This is a genomic window from Microbacterium hominis (genome assembly GCF_013282805.1).
GTDB lineage: Bacteria > Actinomycetota > Actinomycetes > Actinomycetales > Microbacteriaceae > Microbacterium > Microbacterium hominis_B.
The window spans coordinates 3,176,435-3,194,157 of sequence record NZ_CP054038.1; the positions used below are offsets into that span (position 1 = coordinate 3,176,435).

16 protein-coding genes and 1 pseudogene are annotated in these 17,723 nt (G+C 71.6%); 10 read left to right on the forward strand and 7 right to left on the reverse strand.

Annotation, left to right across the window (positions count from 1 at the left end; all coding sequences use genetic code 11):
- Positions 1-106 precede the first annotated feature (106 nt).
- The 4 genes from araA to HQM25_RS14405 form a co-directional block, all read right to left on the reverse strand.
- Positions 107-1,618, reverse strand: a complete 1,512-nt coding sequence (araA, locus tag HQM25_RS14390; protein WP_172990859.1) for an L-arabinose isomerase — start codon at positions 1,616-1,618, stop codon at positions 107-109.
- Positions 1,619-1,685: 67 nt separating this feature from the next.
- Complete coding sequence (locus HQM25_RS14395; protein ID WP_172990860.1) at positions 1,686-3,272, reverse strand: xylulokinase; 1,587 nt, start codon at positions 3,270-3,272, stop codon at positions 1,686-1,688.
- Complete coding sequence (locus tag HQM25_RS14400; protein ID WP_172990861.1) at positions 3,269-3,994, reverse strand: L-ribulose-5-phosphate 4-epimerase; 726 nt, start codon at positions 3,992-3,994, stop codon at positions 3,269-3,271. Before HQM25_RS14400 ends, HQM25_RS14395 begins: the two co-directional genes overlap by 4 nt.
- A 346-nt stretch (positions 3,995-4,340) precedes the next feature.
- A complete protein-coding gene (locus HQM25_RS14405; RefSeq protein ID WP_172990862.1) occupies positions 4,341-5,327 on the reverse strand; it encodes a LacI family DNA-binding transcriptional regulator in 987 nt (328 codons plus the stop codon).
- Between the two features lie 326 nt (positions 5,328-5,653).
- Between HQM25_RS14405 and HQM25_RS14410 the strand changes: the two genes are divergently transcribed.
- The 9 genes and pseudogenes from HQM25_RS14410 to HQM25_RS14450 all read left to right on the forward strand — a co-directional run bounded on the left by HQM25_RS14410 (position 5,654) and on the right by HQM25_RS14450 (position 15,907).
- Positions 5,654-6,595, forward strand: coding sequence for an ABC transporter substrate-binding protein (locus HQM25_RS14410; RefSeq protein WP_172991684.1), 942 nt, complete (start codon positions 5,654-5,656; stop codon positions 6,593-6,595).
- A gap of 103 nt (positions 6,596-6,698) precedes the next feature.
- Positions 6,699-8,239, forward strand: a pseudogene (locus HQM25_RS14415) (sugar ABC transporter ATP-binding protein).
- A complete protein-coding gene (locus HQM25_RS14420) occupies positions 8,236-9,309 on the forward strand; it encodes an ABC transporter permease (protein ID WP_172990863.1) in 1,074 nt (357 codons plus the stop codon). The pseudogene HQM25_RS14415 and the gene HQM25_RS14420 overlap by 4 nt, the downstream one beginning before the upstream one ends.
- Positions 9,306-10,325: an ABC transporter permease subunit gene (locus HQM25_RS14425; RefSeq protein WP_254359368.1), complete on the forward strand. Its 1,020-nt coding sequence runs from the start codon at positions 9,306-9,308 to the stop codon at positions 10,323-10,325. Before HQM25_RS14420 ends, HQM25_RS14425 begins: the two co-directional genes overlap by 4 nt.
- 49 nt (positions 10,326-10,374) lie before the next feature.
- Positions 10,375-11,910 carry a sugar ABC transporter ATP-binding protein gene (locus HQM25_RS14430; protein WP_172990864.1) on the forward strand — a complete coding sequence of 512 codons (1,536 nt, stop codon included), beginning with the start codon at positions 10,375-10,377 and terminating at the stop codon, positions 11,908-11,910.
- On the forward strand, positions 11,907-12,929 hold the full coding sequence (locus tag HQM25_RS14435; RefSeq protein ID WP_172990865.1) for a LacI family DNA-binding transcriptional regulator: 1,023 nt from the start codon (positions 11,907-11,909) through the stop codon (positions 12,927-12,929). Before HQM25_RS14430 ends, HQM25_RS14435 begins: the two co-directional genes overlap by 4 nt.
- A gap of 128 nt (positions 12,930-13,057) precedes the next feature.
- Positions 13,058-14,305 carry an MFS transporter gene (locus HQM25_RS14440; protein WP_172990866.1) on the forward strand — a complete coding sequence of 416 codons (1,248 nt, stop codon included), beginning with the start codon at positions 13,058-13,060 and terminating at the stop codon, positions 14,303-14,305.
- 88 nt (positions 14,306-14,393) lie between these two features.
- Complete coding sequence (locus HQM25_RS14445; protein WP_172990867.1) at positions 14,394-15,239, forward strand: NAD-dependent epimerase/dehydratase family protein; 846 nt, start codon at positions 14,394-14,396, stop codon at positions 15,237-15,239.
- A gap of 11 nt (positions 15,240-15,250) precedes the next feature.
- Complete coding sequence (locus HQM25_RS14450; protein ID WP_172990868.1) at positions 15,251-15,907, forward strand: DUF1992 domain-containing protein; 657 nt, start codon at positions 15,251-15,253, stop codon at positions 15,905-15,907.
- Positions 15,908-15,913: 6 nt separating this feature from the next.
- Here the strand turns inward: HQM25_RS14450 and HQM25_RS14455 are convergent, their stop codons facing one another.
- Positions 15,914-16,204: a DUF4287 domain-containing protein gene (locus HQM25_RS14455; RefSeq protein WP_172990869.1), complete on the reverse strand. Its 291-nt coding sequence runs from the start codon at positions 16,202-16,204 to the stop codon at positions 15,914-15,916.
- Between the two features lie 79 nt (positions 16,205-16,283).
- Here HQM25_RS14455 and HQM25_RS14460 point away from each other — a divergent pair, with 79 nt between their 5' ends.
- Entirely contained in the window at positions 16,284-16,646 is a 363-nt protein-coding gene (locus HQM25_RS14460) for a DUF2834 domain-containing protein (protein WP_172990870.1), read from the forward strand.
- On the opposite strand, the gene HQM25_RS14465 is transcribed toward HQM25_RS14460, so the two are convergent.
- Positions 16,647-17,336: an aquaporin gene (locus tag HQM25_RS14465; RefSeq protein WP_172990871.1), complete on the reverse strand. Its 690-nt coding sequence runs from the start codon at positions 17,334-17,336 to the stop codon at positions 16,647-16,649.
- Positions 17,333-17,692 carry an ArsR/SmtB family transcription factor gene (locus HQM25_RS14470; protein ID WP_438803636.1) on the reverse strand — a complete coding sequence of 120 codons (360 nt, stop codon included), beginning with the start codon at positions 17,690-17,692 and terminating at the stop codon, positions 17,333-17,335. The genes HQM25_RS14465 and HQM25_RS14470 overlap by 4 nt, the downstream gene beginning before the upstream one ends.
- Positions 17,693-17,723: the final 31 nt, after the last annotated feature.

Below are 17,723 nucleotides of genomic sequence, written 5' to 3' on the forward strand. Positions count from 1 at the left end.
GTCCCCCAGTATGCCTCCGGACGATGCTGTCCGCACATTCGGCCGTCATCCGGACAACCGATGAGTGGATGCTCCGCCCGGCCACGCGGCCGGGCGGAGCATCCACTCAGATGCCGCCCGCGAGGCGGTAGTAGGCCTGGTTCCACCGCAGCTCGCGCTGGAACCCACGGGTCGTGGTGTCCTCGTCGATGACGACGAGCTCGGTCTTCGCGATCTCGGCGAAATCGCGGAAGACCTCGATGCCGACCGCCGTCGTCATCACCGTGTGGTGCGCGGCGCCGGCGGCCAGCCAGCAGGCGGCGCTCGTCGCGAAATCGGGCGCGGGCTTCCACACCGCGCGGCCGACCGGGAGCTTCGGCAGATCGGGGGCGTCGACGTTCTCGACGACGTTGGCGACGAGCCGGAACCGGTCGCGCATGTCGCTCATCGCCACCACGAGCGCAGGTCCGGGGTCGGCGGTGAAGACCAGTCGCACCGGGTCTTCCTTGCCGCCGATGCCGAGCGCGTGCACCTCGAGGCGCGGCTTGGCCGTGGTGAGCGAGGGCGAGACCTCGAGCATGTGGGCACCGAGGATGCGCTCCGCACCGGGCACGAGGTCGTAGGTGTAGTCCTCCATGAGGCTCGCGCCGCCGGGGAGACCCGCGCCCATCACGTTGGCGACGCGCACGAGGATCGCGGTCTTCCAGTCGCCCTCGGCCCCGAAGCCGTAGCCCTCGGCCATGAGGCGCTGCACCGCGAGCCCCGGCAGCTGCTTCAGCGCGCCGAGGTCCTCGAACGAGGTGGTGAAGGCGCCGAACCCACCCTCCTCGAGGAAGGAGCGCAGGCCGATCTCGATCGCCGCGCCGTCGCGCAGCGACGAGGCCCGCTCGCCGCCCGGCAGCAGCTCGGGCGCCACGTCGTAGAGCTCGACGTACTCGGCGACCAGGGCGTCGATCTGCGCGTCGGTGGCCGCCTCGACGGCATCCACCAGTTCGTTCACACCCCAGGTGTTGACCTGCACGCCGAAACGGAGCTCGGCCTCGGTCTTGTCGCCCTCGGTGACGGCGACGTACCGCATGTTGTCGCCGAAGCGCGCGAGCTTGAGGGTGCGGGATGCCGCCCACCCCGCCGCAGCGCGCTGCCAGTCCTCGATCTGCCCGGTGACGGCCGGGTTCGAGACATGGCCGACGACGGTCTTGCGCGCCACCCCGAGGCGGGTCTGGATGTACCCGAACTCGCGGTCGCCGTGCGCGGCCTGGTTGAGGTTCATGAAGTCGAAGTCGATGTCGGCCCAAGGCAGCTCGACGTTGGCCTGCGTGTGCAGGTGCAGCAGCGGCTTCTGCAGGGCGTCGAGGCCGGAGATCCACATCTTGGCGGGACTGAAGGTGTGCATCCACGCGATCACGCCGATCACGTGGTCGAGCGCGTTCACCTCGAGGGCGAGACGGCGGATGCTCTCGGAGTCCTTGAGCACCGGCTTCCAGACCACCTTCACCGGCAGGCCCGAGAGGCCGTCGGCGACGGCCTGGGACTGCGCGGCGACCTGGCGGAGCGTCTCCTCGCCGTAGAGATTCTGGCTGCCGGTGACGAACCAGATCTCGTAGTGGTCGAGCGTCGTGGCGAGCGGGGTGCGGGTCATGGTTGTTCCTTCGGTGGATGCCGGCGGACGCCGGTCACGGTGATGTCAGAGGGATGCGACGGAGCCGTCAGAGGGATGCGATGGCGGCGCGCTCGACGGCGAGGCCGGCGCGATAGCGGTCGAGGTAGGCGGCGAAGCCGGCGACGTCTGCCGGATCGGGGTGCGCGGTGTCGACCGCAGCGCCCGCGAAGACGCGTTCGTCGAGATAGTCCGCGAGAGCGGTCGACTCCGCGTGCGCGAGGTAGGCGGCGAGCACCGCGATGCCCCACGCGCCGCCCTCGGAGGCGGTCTCCCCCACCGCGACGGGTGCGTCGAGGGCGCCCGCGAGGAAGCGCTGCGCGACCCCGGCCGTACGGAACATCCCGCCGTGCGCGAGCATGCGGTCGATCCCGACGCCCTCGCCCGCCAGCACCCGCATGCCGAGCGCGAGCGTGCCGAAGACGCCGTAGAGCTGCGCGCGCATCGCGTTCGCGAGCGTGAAGGAGCTGTCGGGCGTGCGCACGAACAGGGGCCGCCCCTCGGCGGTGCCGGCGATCGGCTCCCCCGCGAGGTGGTTGTAGGCCAGCAGACCGCCGGCGTCGGCATCGCCCGCCAGCGCCTCGCGGAACAGCACGTCGAACACCGCGTCGGCGTCCATCGGCGCGCCGGCGGCGTCGGCGAAGCGCGTGAACATCCCGGCCCACGCGGCCAGCTCGCTCGCGCCATTGTTGCAGTGCACCATGGCGACCGGGTCGCCCGCCGGGGTCGTCACGAGATCGAGCTCGTGGTGCTGCTCGGACAGCGGATGCTCGAGTACGACCATCGCGAAGATGCTCGTGCCCGCGCTGACGTTCCCCGTGCGCGGGGCGACGGCGCCGGTCGCGACCATGCCGGTTCCGGCGTCACCCTCGGGGGGACAGAACGGGATGCCGGCGCGCAGCGCCCCGCTCGGATCGAGCAGCGCCGCTCCGGCGTCGGTGAGGGTGCCGGCCGGCGCGCCGGCGGAGAGCACCTCGGGCAGCAGGTCGCGCAGCGGCGCGGTGAGGGCCGAGCCCTCGACGAGCTCGTCGTACTGCGCGAGCATCCGCTCGTCGTAGCCACCGGTCGCGGAGTCGATCGGGAACATCCCCGAGGCGTCACCCACGCCCAGCACGCGGCGCCCCGTGAGTCGCTCGTGCACGTAGCCGGCGAGCGTCGTGAACGACGCGATCCGCGACACGTGCGGCTCGTCGTCGAGCACCGCCTGGTGGAGATGGGCGATCGACCAGCGGAGCGGGATGTTCGTGCCGAACAGCTCGGAGAGGGTGGCCGCCGCCGGGCCGGTCGTGGTGTTGCGCCACGTGCGGAACGGCACGAGCAGCTCGCCGGCCGCATCGAAGGCGAGGTAGCCGTGCATCATCGCGGAGACGCCGATCGCCCCGGTCGTGGCCGGCGCGACGCCGTGGCGCGACACGGCGTCGGCGACGAGGTCGGCATACGCGGACTGGAGGCCGGACCAGACCGCGTCGAGCGGGTAGGTCCACATGCGGTCCTCGAAGGAGTTCTCCCAGTCGTGGCTGCCCACCGCGAGCACGATCGCCGGATCGTCGGCGTCGACCAGGCACGCCTTGATGCGGGTCGAGCCGAACTCGATGCCGAGCGCCGTGCGCCCCGCGGCGATCGCCTCAGCGCTCATCGCGCCTCCTCCCCGTCGCGGCGGTCATCCGAGGTCTGCCCGTAGACGTTCTGGTACCGATTGAACAGCGCGTCGATGCGGTCCTGCGGGATCGGGATCAGCGGCCCGGCCTCGCGCGCGAGGTGCACCGTGCGGGCGGCGTCTTCGCACATGACCGCCGCCTTGACGGCATCCTTCGCACTCACGCCGATGGCGAAGGGGCCGTGGTTCTGCATGAGCACGGCCCGGCTGCGATGCCCGCGGAGCGTCTCGACGATGCCACGGCCGATCGAGTCGTCGCCGATGATCGCGAACGGCCCGATGGGGATCGGGCCGCCGAACTCGTCGGCCATGCCGGTGATCACGCACGGGATCTCCTCGCCGCGCGCGGCCCACGCCACCGCGTAGGTCGAGTGGGTGTGCACGACGCCGCCGACCTCGGGCATGTTCCGGTAGACGTACGCGTGCGCGGCCGTGTCGCTCGAGGGGCTGCGATCGCTGCCGGGCGTGCCGGGGATCACGGCGCCGTCGAGATCGCACAGGATCATGTTCTCGGCAGCCAGATCGTCATAGCTCACGCCGCTCGGCTTGATCACGAACAGATCCGCACCCGGCACGCGCCCCGACACGTTGCCGCCGGTCCACACCACGAGGCCGTATCGCACGAGCTCCCCGTGCAGGCGCGCGACCTCGGCGCGCACATCGGCGATGGATGCCTCGATCTCGGGGCTGAAGCTCGTCACGGGGTCCTCCGTCGGTCTCGTGGATGCCGCGCGCTGCCGCGCGCTCGAGGATTGATGTTACCGGTAACACGCGCTTCGCGCACCCCACGATCGCGGCACCTTCCGGCATCCGCGCCACTTCACCGCACCCCACCCACGACCGCGGCACCTTCCGGCATCCGCGCCACTTCACCGCACCCCCACCCCACGACCGCGGCACCTTCCGGCATCCGCGCCACTTCACCGCACCCCCACCCCACGACCGCGGCACCTTCCGGCATCCGCGCCACCGATCAGTGCAGCGGATGCCGCATCCTGCCGCAGACGGGTGACCGAGCGCCGCGGCGCGGCCCGGGGCCGCGGCACCTCAGCGCGGCGCGGCCGTCGAGGCCCGCACGCGCAGCGCGGGAGCCGCGGGCGCGACGGAGTCGCCGCTCAGCACGGCGGCGACCACGCGGCGCGCCTCGCCGTCGAGATCGAGACCGACCGTCGTGAGCGCGGGCGTATAGAACGCCGCGTCGGGGGTGTCGTCGAATCCGGTGACGCTCACGTCGCGCGCGACCGACACCCCTGCCGCGCGCAGGCCCGCAGTGAGGCCGAGCGCCATCTGGTCGTTGGCGACCGCGACCGCGGTCGGCCCCTCGGGCGACGAGATCGCGGCCGCGACGTCGGCGGCGAGCGCGGCACCGGCTGCGGCCGTCCAGTCGCCGCTCCACCGCGGCCCCGGCATGACTCCGGCCGCCTCGAGCGCCCGATCGACGCCCGCGTCACGTGCGACCGCTTCGATCCAGTCGGCCGGGCCGGCGATGCGCGCGATGCGCCGATGCCCGAGGGCGAGCAGGTGCTCGACGGCGAGGGCCGCCCCCTCGGCCTGGCACGCAGCGCCCTCTCCCGCGTGCAGGGCCGCCAGCGGCACGTCCGGGTGGGCGGCCGCGAGCGCAGACAGGCTCCCGGCGTGCGGCGCGATCACGATGAGGCCGTCCACGCCCTGCGTGAGGAGCCGCCGGGCTGCGGCATCCACCGATACGGCGTCTCCGGCGTCGGCGTAGGCGGTCGCCGTCCAGCGCCCGGCCTCGCGCGCGGCCGCGTCGACGGCCGCGATGCCTGCGGAGGGTCCGTACAGCGTGGCGTCCGAGGCGATCACGCCGAGGGTCCGCGTCGTGCGCGTGCCGAGTGCGCGGGCCGCGTTGTTGACGCGGTAGTCGAGGGCGGCCATCGCTGCGCGCACCCGCTCCCGCGTCTCCGGGCGGATGTTCGGGTGATCGTTGATCACACGCGAGACCGTCTGCGTCGACACGCCTGCCAGGCGCGCCACCTCGCGCACGCCGACCCGTCGGGGCTCCGCCTCGCTCATGGCCCTCAGGCTAGTGCGCCGCGCGGCGCCGGATGCGCACCACGGCACGACGCCGGCGCACCTCGAGGCGGAATGTGATCCCTCACTTTCGGCGACCGCGCGGCATTCACGCCCGTGTCCTCAACGCCTGACATCCCGGCGTGTTATCGAACTGTTACCGCTCACATCCTGGCGCAAGGAGAAATGTTAGGGCTAACATCTGGGGTGTCCGGGCGGCATCGACGCCGTCCCGCGCATCACAGACTCCGGCGCTGAAGCCGGACCCGAACGAGGAGGTTGTGGGAGTGAAGCACAAGATTCTTGGTGGCATCGCACTGCTGGGAGCGATGGCACTGGCAGCGACAGGCTGCTCCAGCTCGAGCGGCGGCAGCGCCGACGGCAGCAGCGACGGCGAGATGATCACGGTCGGCTTCGCGCAGACCGGCTCGGAGTCGGGGTGGCGCAGCGCCAACACCGAATCGATGAAGGAGGCCTTCTCCGAGGAGAACGGGTTCGAGCTCATCTTCAACGCCGCCGACAACGACGCGGCCGCGCAGATCTCCGCGGTCCGCGACTTCATCAGCCGCGGCGTCGACGCGATCGTCATCGCGCCCATCGTCGAGGACGGATGGGACGACGTGCTCCAGGAAGCGAAGGATGCCGGCATCCCCGTCGTCCTCGAAGACCGCACCGTCAGCGCCTCCGACGACCTCTTCGCCAGCTGGGTCGGCCTCGACTTCAAGAAGGAAGGCGTGATGGCGGGCGAATGGGCCGCCGAGACCTTCGGCGACACCCCGACGAAGATGGTGGTGCTCGAGGGCACGACCGGCTCCGCGCCGGCGAACGACCGCGCCGAGGGCTTCGCCGAGGCCATCGAGGGAACCGGCATCGAGACCATCGACTCGCAGACCGGGGAATTCACCCGCGACGGCGGCAAGACCGTCATGGAGGGCTTCCTCCAGAAGTACGGCGTCGACGGCATCGACCTGCTGTACGCCCACAACGACGACATGGCGCTCGGTGCGATCGAGGCCATCGAGGCGGCCGGCGGCGTGCCCGGCGAGGACATCCAGATCGTCTCGATCGACGCCGTCAAGGACGGGATGCAGGCCCTCGTCGACGGCAAGATCAACTACATCGTGGAGTGCAACCCGCTGCTGGGCGAGCTCGCGGCGGGGCTGGTCACCGACGTGCTGGCCGGCGAAGAGGTCGAGAAGGAGGTCTTCGTCGAGGACCAGGTGTTCGACCGCGAGGCCGCCGAAGCCGTCATCGACTCGCGCCCGTACTGAGTGGACCGGGTTCGCCGGGGGCCGTCGTCGGCCCCCGGCGAACCCCGCGCCCAGCCCGGCGCACTCGCGCCGCGCCCTGCGAACCCGACACGAAAGCGAATCCATGACCGTCGCCTCCGACACCGCCGCCGACGCCGTCGTCGCGCTGCGCGGGATCACCATCCGCTTCCCCGGCGTGCTCGCGCTGGACGGCGTCGACTTCTTCCTGCGCCCCGGCGAGATCCACTCGCTCATGGGCGAGAACGGCGCCGGCAAATCCACGCTCATCAAGGCGCTCACCGGCGTCTACCCCGTCGATGCCGGCACGATCTCGGTCGGCGGCGTCGACCGCGTGTTCGGCGGCACCGCCGATGCTCAGGATGCCGGGATCTCGACCGTCTACCAGGAGGTCAACCTCTGCCCGAACCTGTCGGTCGGCGAGAACGTCATGCTCGGCCACGAGCCGCGCCGACGCGGTCGCATCGACTGGGCGGCCGCCCACCGGCTCGCCGCGGGTCATCTCGCGAGCCTCGGCCTGCACATCGACACCCGGTCCACCCTGGCGAGCCACTCCCTGGCCATCCAGCAGCTCATCGCGATCAGCCGGGCGATGGTGCTCGAAGCGAAGGTCCTGATCCTCGACGAGCCCACCTCCAGCCTCGATCGCGGCGAGGTGGAGCAGCTGTTCGCCGTCATGCGGAGCCTGCGCGATCAGGGAGTGGCGATCCTGTTCGTCAGCCATTTCCTGGATCAGGTCTACGAGGTCTCCGACCGCATCACGGTGCTGCGCAACGGGCGGCTGGTCGGCGAGTACGCCGTGCACGAGCTTCCCCGCGATCGCCTGGTGAGCCGGATGATCGGCCGCGAGCTCGACGAGCTCACGGCCCTCTCGCAGTCGGCGGGGCGCCCGATCGACCGGTCGGGCACCCCGGTGCTGCGCGCTGCGGGCATCGGGCGCCGGGGGTCCTCGCGGCCGCCGACCTCGACGTCCACCCGGGCGAGGTCGTGGGCCTGGCCGGTCTCCTCGGCTCGGGGCGCACCGAGCTGGTCCGCCTCCTGGCGGGCGCCGATCGCGCAGACGAGGGCGTGGTCGAGGTGCACGGGGAGGTGACCCGCATGACCTCGCCGCGCCACGCGATCGACCGCCGCATCGCCTATTCGTCCGAGGACCGACGGGGCGAGGGCATCGTCGCCGACCTGACGGTGGCCGAGAACATCGTGCTCGGCCTCCAGGCGAAACGCGGATGGATGCGACCCCTGCGCAAGCCCGAGAAGGATCAGCTCGTCTCCGAGTACATGACGGCGCTCGGCGTGCGCCCCGCCGATCCGGAGGCGCTCGTGCGGAACCTCTCCGGCGGCAACCAGCAGAAGGTGCTGCTCGCGCGGTGGCTGGCGACCGCGCCCGAGCTTCTCATCCTCGACGAACCCACGCGCGGCATCGATGTCGGCGCCAAGGCCGACATCCAGCGGAAGGTCGCCGAGCTCGCCGCAGGCGGACTGTCTGTCATCTTCATCTCATCGGAGCTCGAAGAGGTGCTTCGATTGGCTCAGCGCATCTCCGTCATGCGCGACCGCCGCAAGATCGGCGAACTCGACTCCGCCCAGGTCGACGTCGACCGCCTCATCGACTACATCGCCAACGAAGGCGAGAGGAGCACACCGTGAAGAAGATCGCGACGCACCGGCTGTTCTGGCCGGTCCTCGCCCTGCTCACGCTCATCGCGATCAACACCGCGGCCCGGCCGCAGTTCATCTCGATCACCGTGCGCGACGGGCAGCTGTACGGGCCGCTCATCGACATCCTGCGCAACAGCGCACCCCTCATGCTCGTCGCGCTCGGGATGACGGTGGTGATCGCCACCCGCGGGATCGACCTGTCGGTCGGCGCGATCATGGCCGTCTCGGGCGCCGTCGCCCTGACCGTGATCGACACCTCCGGCTCACCGGGCGCGCTCGGCACCGTCTTCGTGGCGCTGCTCGTCGCGCTCCTGGTGGCCCTCGTGCTCGGCGCGTGGAACGGGTTCCTGGTGTCGGTGCTCGGCATCCAGCCCATCATCGCGACCCTCGTGCTGATGCTCGCCGGGCGCGGGGTGGCGCTGCTCATCACCGACGGCTTCATCACGACGGTGACCAGCGCGCCCTACAAGTTCATCGCCACGGGGTACGTTCTCGGCCTTCCCTTCGCGCTCTTCATCTCCGCCGCAGCGGTGGCGGTCATCGCCCTCGTCGAGCGGCGCACGGCGCTGGGCATGCTCACCGAGGCGGTCGGCATCAACCCGGCCGCCAGCCGCCTCGCCGGCGTGCGAGCTCGCGGCATCGTGTTCGGCGCCTACGCGGCCAGCGGCCTGTTCGCCGGCATGGCGGGGGTGCTCTACAGCTCGAACATCATGGCGGCCGACGCGAACGCCACGGGGCTGTACATCGAGCTGTACGCGATCCTCGCCGTCGTGCTCGGAGGGACCTCGCTGATGGGCGGCAAGTTCACGATCGCGGGCACCGTGGTCGGCGTCTTCACCATCCAGACGCTCGAGTCGACCATCCTCTTCCTCGGCGTTCCGTCGGCGCAGGCGCCGGTCTTCTTCGCCGTCGTGGTCATCATCGTGGTGCTCGTGCAGTCCCCGCGGCTGCACCGGCTGGTGCGCGGCGCGTTCGCGCGGCGGGCTCAGCGACATGACGACGATGGCCCCGGCACTCCCGCACCGCAGAACCCGATCCCCGTGGAGGTGGCATCGTGACCACGGACGTGCAGACGTCGACTCCCCGCCCCGCGCTGCGGGAGCGGTATGCCACCTTCATGAGCCGGCACTCGGCGCTCATGCCCACCTTCGCGGCGATCGCGATCCTGGTGGTCCTGCTCGTGGGCGCCCAGCTCGCCTTCGGCAACTTCCTCTCGCCGCGCAACATGTCGGCGCTGCTGTTGAACAACGCCTACCTGGTGATCCTCGCTGTCGGACTCACGTTCGTGATCCTCACCGGCGGCATCGACCTCTCGGTGGGGTCGGTCATGGCGTTCACCGGCATCCTGTGCGCGAAGCTGCTCGGCGACGGAATGCCGGCCCTGGTCGCCGTGCCCGCGATGCTGCTCGGCGGAGCGCTGATCGGGCTCCTCATCGGGGTGCTGGTGCAGTACTTCGACGTGCAACCGTTCATCGCGTCGCTCGCCGGCCTGTTCCTCGCGCGCGGACTCGCGTTCGTCGTGAGCCTCTCCTCGATCCGCGTCGAGGACCCGGCCGTGCTGTGGCTGCAGCGCACGCGGTTCACCGTCGGCGACTGGTACATCACGCCCACCGGCATCCTCGCGCTCCTCGTCGTCGCCGTCGGGGTGTACATCACCCAGTGGACGCGCTTCGGGCGCACCATCTACGCGATCGGCGGCAACGAGCAGTCGGCGCGCCTCATGGGCCTTCCGGTGGCGCGCACCAAGGTGCTCGTCTACGTGGTCTGCGGGCTCTGCAGCGCCCTGGCAGGACTGGTCCTCACCGCCTTCTCCGGTGCCGGCTACCCGCTGAACGGCGTGGGAACCGAGCTCGACGCCATCGCCGCCGTGGTGATCGGCGGCACGATCCTCACCGGCGGCTCCGGGTATGTGCTGGGCTCGCTCATCGGCGTGCTGGTCTACGGCGTGATCAAGACGATCATCGCCTTCGAGGGTGCGGAGCCTTCGTGGACGCGCATCATCATCGGCGGTCTCCTGCTGGTCTTCATCGTCGTCCAGCGGGTGATCGTGGCGCGCTCCGATCGCCGACGCTAGGCGGCCAGCCGTGAACGGCCGCGCTCGTCCCTCACGCGATAATGGCGGGATGGACGAGCGACGGCCGCTCATGGAGCTCAGCGCAGCGACGGTCCGGTTCGGCGCGGAGACCGCGCTCGACGACGTCGCGTTCCGGGTGTTCCCCGGCGAGGTCCACTCGCTCATGGGCGAGAACGGCGCCGGCAAGTCCACCCTGATCAAGGCGCTGACGGGCGCCCTCCAGCTCGACCGCGGCACGATCCGCCTCGACGGGAGCGTCGTGCGGTTCGCCTCGCCCGCCGACGCCCTGCGGGCGGGCGTGAGCACCGTCTACCAGGAGATCGACCTCCTGCCCAACCTGACCGTGGCGGAGAACATCTGCCTCGGCCGCGAACCGCGCCGATTCGGGGCGATCGACGTCCGTCGCATGCGCGAGCGCGCCGCCGCCGTGCTGGCCGAACTCGGGCTCACCATCGACCCCGCCTCCACGCTCTCGCACCACTCGCTCGCCGTGCAGCAGCTGGTCGCCATCGCGCGAGCCATTTCGATCGACGTCAAGGTGCTCGTGCTCGACGAGCCGACCTCGAGCCTCGACGTCGATGAGGTGGGAGAGCTCTTCCGCGTCGTGCGCGAGCTGACCCAGCGCGGCGTCGGCGTCGTCTTCATCTCGCACTTCCTCGACCAGGTGTACGAGATCGCCGACCGGATCACGGTGCTGCGGGGCGGGCGCCTGGTCGGCGAGTACGTGCCGTCCGAACTGCTGCGCATCGATCTCGTCGAGAAGATGCTCGGCCGCAGCGCGACGGGCATCGGCGTGCGCGCGCGGGGCGATCTGCCCGCCGACGACGAACCGGCGCCCACCTATCTGCGCGGCCGCGGGGTGAGCGTGTCGCCCGGTATCGTCGACGCCGATGTCGAACTGCGCGAAGGAGAGGTGCTGGGCGTCGCCGGGCTCCTCGGCTCCGGGCGCAGCGAGCTGGCACGGGCGCTCACCGGCATCGACCGTCTCGAGGCCGGCATCCTGACCGTCGCCGGGCGCGAGCGCCAGGTCGGCTCCGCGCGCCGGGCGATCTCGATGGGAGTGGTCTACTCCTCGGAAGACCGCCGCGGCGAGGGCATCGTCGCCGACCTCAGCGTGCAGGAGAACATCACCCTCGCGCTGCAGGCGGAGCGCGGGATGCTGCGTCGCATGCCCGCGCACCGGCAGCGCGAGCTCGCGCTGAGCTGGATCGACGCTCTCGACATCCGCCCCGCCGATCCCGACCGACCGGCCGGCACCCTGTCGGGCGGCAACCAGCAGAAGGTGCTGCTCGCGAGGCTCCTCGCGCTGTCGCCCCGCGTGCTCGTGCTCGACGAGCCGACGCGGGGAATCGACGTCGGCGCGAAGGTCGAGATCCAGAACCTCGTCGCCGAGCTCGCGGACAACGGCCTGTCGGTGATGTTCATCTCGGCCGAGCTCGAGGAGGTGCTGCGGGTCGCTTCCCGCGTCGCGATCCTGCGGGCGGGCCGGATCGTCGAGACGCTTCCCGCCGAGTCCCTCACGGTCGACTCGCTGCTGGCGCTGGTCGCCCAGGCGGAAGACCCCGACAGCGAGGACCGGCCGTGACCGACGAGAAGCCGGCACGGTCGGCGAACATCTTCGACGTCGCGCGCCTGGCGGGCGTGTCGCATCAGACCGTGTCGCGCGTGCTCAACGACCTGCCTAACGTGCGGCCGGCCACCCGCGCCCGCGTCGAGCAGGCGATCGCGCAGCTGCGCTACAGTCCTTCTCCCGCGGCGCGCGCGCTGGTCACGCGGCGCACGCGGACCATCGGCCTCGTCGCGCCCAACGTCACCGACTACGGACCCACCTCGATCGCGATGTCGTTCACGGTCGCCGCCCGCGCCGAGCGCTACAGCGTGGAGACCGTGAGCGCGCCCGACTCCGACCCGGCCTCGGTGCGCGATGCCGTCGAGGGCCTGCTGCGCCAGCGCGTGGATGCGATCGTGCTCGTCGTCGTCGACACCGGCGTGCTCGAGCTCGTGCGGGGCCTCGACCTCAGCATTCCGCTCGTCGCGTCGGCGTCGACGGCGCGACGCAGCCCGCTCATCGTGTCGATCGATCAGTATCGCGGCGCGCGGGCGGCGGTGCGCCATCTCGTGGACCTCGGCCACACGCGGATCCTCCACCTCGCGGGACCGCAGCGCGCCCCCGACGCCATGGAGCGGGTGCGCGGGTGGCGCGACGAGCTCGCGGCGCACCGCCTGGAGGCCCGGGAGCCGCGACACGGCGACTGGACGGCGGCAAGCGGGTACCGCCTGGGCGCGGAGCTTGAGATCCCGCCCGGCACCGCCGTGTTCGCCGCCAACGACAACATGTCGATCGGTCTGCTCTCGGCGCTGCGCGAGCGCGGCGTGCGCGTGCCCGAGGACGTGAGCGTGGTGGGCTTCGACGACGTTCCCGAAGCGGGCTACCTCTACCCCGCGCTGACGACCGTGCGCCAGGACTTCGCCGCGCTCGGCGAGCTCATGATGCAGAAGGTGCTCATCGCCGTGGAGGAGCCCGATGGCGTCACCGAGGACACCCCGCTGCCGACGCACCTGATCGTGCGCGCGTCGACGGCACCACCGCCGCCCGGCCTCTGACCCGACTCCCAGACAGCTCCGCTAGACTGCCGGGGCCATCTGCGATGTGCATCACCTGGTCCGTGTGGGACGAAGGCGGCACTCCCCCGCCGCCTCCCGGTGGGACACCCACGATCAGGATCCCTTCGATGCACAGCACCACCACGTCCACCGCGCAGCGTCCGCCGGGCCTGCTGCGCGAAGCCGGCCTCTCGTACTTCCCCGTCGCCCTCGTCGCGCGCCTGCCGTTCGCGATGATGGTCGTCGGCATCCTCACCCTCGTCGTCTCGGCGCGCGAGTCGCTCGCTCTCGGCGGGCTCACCTCGGCGATGACGGGCCTGGGCACCGCACTGTTCGGGCCGCTGATGGGCGCCGCCGCCGACCGGTTCGGCCAGCGCCGTGTGCTTCTGGTGACGGGCACGGTCAACAGCCTCCTGCTCATCGCGATCGCCTGGCTCGCGTTCGCGCCGGTGAAGGATGCCGCGCTGCTCGCCGTCGCGTTCGGCATCGGCGCGACCATGCCGCAGGTCGCGCCCCTCTCGCGCAGCCGCCTCGTCGCGATCATCGGACGCACCTTCCGCGGCGAGCGCCGCAGCAAGGTGCTCAACGGCACGATGGCCTACGAGTCCGCCGCCGATGAGGTCGTCTTCGTGTTCGGCCCGGTCGTGGTGGGCCTGCTCGCGACCACGCAGGGCCCCGCGGCCCCCGTGATCGGCGCTGCCGTGCTCGCGCTCGTCTTCGTCACCGCGTTCGCGCTGCACCCGACCGCGCGCGCGCCGCGCGACACCGCCGGAAAGGCCTCGGCCGCCGCACCGGCGATCGACCTCGTGCGTCCGCGGGTGCTCATCCCTGTCGTGGGCACCCTCGGCATGGGGCTGTTCTTCGGCGCGATGCTCACCTCGCTCACGGCGTTCATGGCCGACCGCGGCGTTCCCGAGCAGGCGGGGCTGGTCTACGGGGCGATGGGCATCGGCTCGGCGGCGCTGGCGCTCAGCGTCGCCGCCTTCCCGACGCGGTTCACCCTCAGCGCGCGCTGGCTCACCTTCGGCGCCGTGCTCGTAGTCGGCGCCGCCGCCGTGCCGCTGGCGCAGGATGTCGCGGGCATGGCCGCGTGCCTGCTCGTCGTGGGCATGGGCATCGGCCCGACCCTGGTGACGCAGTACAGCCTGGCCGCGGAGGCGAGCCCCGCGGGCCGCTCGGCGACGGTCATGACGATGCTCGGCTCGGCCGTGGTCGTCGGCCAGTCGGCTTCGTCCGCCCTCGTCGGCATGGTCGGCGAGAACGTCGGCACGCGCGCGGCGCTGCTCGCCCCGATGCTGGCGGCCGCCGTCGTGCTGGGCGCCGCCATCGCCCAGGCATCGCTCTCCCGCCGCGAGCGCCTCGCCGTCGCGGCCTGACAGTGATGATGGTGGTGGTGGCACCGCGCCGACCCGGCCGCGCCGACCCGGCGCCCCGCACACCCCGGAGCCGTGGCAGGGTGGAGGAATGCGCATCGCCCTCACCGGATCGACCGGCAAGCTCGGCGCGGTCGTCGCCCGCGAACTCCGCGACGCCGGATACGACGTCACCGGACTCGACGTCGTCGGTCCGCGCGGTCCCGGCTTCGTGCAGGTCGACCTGACCGACTACGGCCAGGTGGCCGACGCCCTCGCCGGAACCGACCGCACGCCCGGCTTCGACGCCGTCGTGCACCTCGCGGCCATCCCCGCGCCCGGCATCCGCACCGACGTGGCCACCTTCCACAACAACATGGCCGCGACCTTCAACGTCTTCTGGGCCGCGGTGCGGCTGGGCATCCGCCGCATCGTCTACGCCTCGAGCGAGACCGTGCTGGGGCTGCCCTTCGACGTGCCGCCGCCCTACATCCCCGTCGACGAGGAGTACGCGCCCCGACCGGAGTCGGTCTACTCGATCGTGAAGACCCTCGAGGAGCAGCTGGCGCGCGAGCTCGTACGCTGGCATCCCGATCTCTCGATCACCGGGCTGCGCTTCTCGAACGTGATGGTGCCGGCCGACTACGCCGAGTTCCCGGACTTCGATGCCGACGCCCGCACCCGCAAGTGGAACCTCTGGGGCTACATCGACGCCCGCGACGGCGCGCACGCGATCGACCGCGCGCTGCAGACCGCGCCGCGGGGCTTCGAGCCGTACATCATCGCCGCCGCCGACACCGTCATGTCCCGACCCAACGCCGAGCTGATCGCCGAGGTGTTCCCGGGGGTGCCGGTGACCCGCGAGGTCGAGGCGCACGAGACCCTGCTGTCGATCGAGAAGGCCCGCCGCGTGCTCGGCTACGCCCCGACCCACTCCTGGCGCGACCACGCCGGCTGACCGGATCCGCCATGTCCGAAGACCCCCGCGTCGCCGCCGCGAGATACCGCCTCGAGCAGCTCGCGGGTGAAGACATGGCCGGGAACGAGGGCGAGGAGAGGGTGGATGCCGCACCCACGGCACCCGCGGCATCCACGTCGCCGCTCGACCCCGCGAGGCAGCCGACCGCCACCGACCGGGCCGCCTACGTCGAGACGGCGATCCAGCAGGCGATCCGGCGCGGCGATTTCGACGATCTTCCCGGAGCCGGCAAGCCGATCCCCGGCCTGGGCACGAGCCACGACCCGGACTGGTGGATCCGCCGCAAGATCGAGAGCGAGAAGCTCACCGGTCTCGGCCCGCCCGCGCTGACCCTGCGGGTCGAGAGCGCCGAGCTCGACGCGCGCCTGGACGCGCTCGCACGCGAGACCGACGTGCGGGACGCGCTCGAGGACTTCAACCGGCGCGTGCGTCACGCGCGCATGCAGCTCCAGGGCGGCCCCCCGGTGGTCACCCCGCTGCGCGATGTCGACGCCGAGATCGCCGCGTGGCGCTCCCGGCGCGACGAGAAAGCGCGCCGCGTCGCCGAGGCAGAAGCTGCCGCCGTCGCTGTGCGGGATGCCGTGCGCCGGCGTCCGTTCGGCCGACGGCGCCGTCGCAGCACCGGCGCCGACAGCGACGACGCCTGAGCCTGCTCAGCGGGTCGGGTTCGTCGCCCTGCCTTCGAGCCACAGCCGGTCGGTCGGGTCGGAGTGCGTGCCGCCCGAGTTCACGTGCTTGGGGTCGATCTGATCGCCCTTGGTGATGACGTGCACGAGGGCCATCGCGTGACCGCGGCCGAGACCGTAGTCCTCGGCGAGCCATTGCACGATGGGCGTCGACTTCGTGGACGCGTCGAAGCCCTTCTCGTGGGCGAGGTCGATGAACTGGCGGGGCGTGAGCCCGGTCTTCTCTTCGATGTTGTCGAGGTACGCCTGGAACGACATCGTGCCCTCCTTCGCGGGAATGTCCCCGCGAGCAAGAGTGGCAGACCCCGCCGACATCCGCATCGGCCATGATCGACGCATGACCCGACACTGGAGCCCGCTCGCGTTCGTCTACCTCGCACTCTCACTCGCGGGGCTGATCGGCACGTGGTGGTTCAACGCGCTCGCGATCGTGCAGATGCGCGATTTCATCGGTGATCTGGTCACCGGCGGCCCGGCGGTCTCGAGCATCGCCGTCGACCTGCTGGTCGTCGCCGCCGCCGGCAGCGTGTTCCTCATCGTCGAGGCGCGCCGCCTCGGAATGCGCTTCGGCTGGCTGTACGTGCTCGGCTCCGGATTGACGGCCTTCGCGTTCACGTTCCCGCTGTTCCTCGCGATGCGCCAGCGGCGCCTCAACGAGCTCGATGACATGTCATCGCCGGAGGACGACGGTCCGGCCTGATCAGACCGGCGCCGACGCTTCGGCCGCCCGGCGCGCCGGGAACAGGGACAGCACGAGCACCCAGGCCAGCAGGGCGCCGACCACCTGCGCCCCGATGAACGGCAGCACGGATGCCGGGGCGATGCCGGCGAAGGTGTCCGACACCGCGCGCCCGATCGTGATGGCCGGGTTCGCGAAGCTCGTCGACGACGTGAAGAAGTACGCGGCGCCGATGTACGCGCCCACGGCCGGCGCGGCGAGCGCGCCGCGACCGGTGCGCGCCAGCGCGAAGATCACGAGCACGAGCCCCGCGGTGGCGACGACCTCGGCGAACAGGTGGGGCCCGGTGGCGCGGTCGGTCGTGCTCAGGGTCGTCGGCACGGCGAACATGGCGTTGGCGAGCACCGCCCCGGCGAGGCAGCCGACGATCTGCGCGGGGATGTAGCCCGCGACCGCGCGCCAGGTGCGCCCGCCGGTCAGCGCGTCGACGAGCGAGACGACCGGGTTGAAGTGGGCCCCGGAGACCGGGGAGAACACGGCGATCAGCACCGCGAGGCCGAGGGCCGTCGCGAACGCGTTCTCGAGCAGGGCGAGACCGGTGTCGGCGGGAGAGAGGGTCTGAGCGGCGATTCCGGATCCCACCACGACCGCCGCCAGGCCCGCACTCCCGAGGAACTCCGCGGCCAGCGCGCGCCACGACGGCGCGGTCACGGGGCGACCAGCGTCTGCGCGATGCGCTCGAGGCTCCCGGGCACCAGGCGGTAATACGCCCAGGTGCCGCGCTTGGTGCGCGTGAGGAACCCCGCCTCGGTGAGCACCTTGAGGTGGTGCGAGACGGTCGGCTGGCTGAGCCCGACGGGCTCGATCAGGTCGCACACGCACGCCTCGGCGCCGTCGGTGGACGCCACGATCGAGAGCAGTCGCAGGCGCGCGGGATCGGCGAGGGCCTTCATCGTGTGCGCCAGCTGGTCCGCGTCGGCCGCGCTCAGCGGCTCCCGCACGAGAGAGGTGCAGCAGGTCGGCGCGGCCGCGTCGGGGCCGCTCACGTCGGTGAGCTCGAGTTCGATCACGCATCGATGGTAATCGATATTGACAACC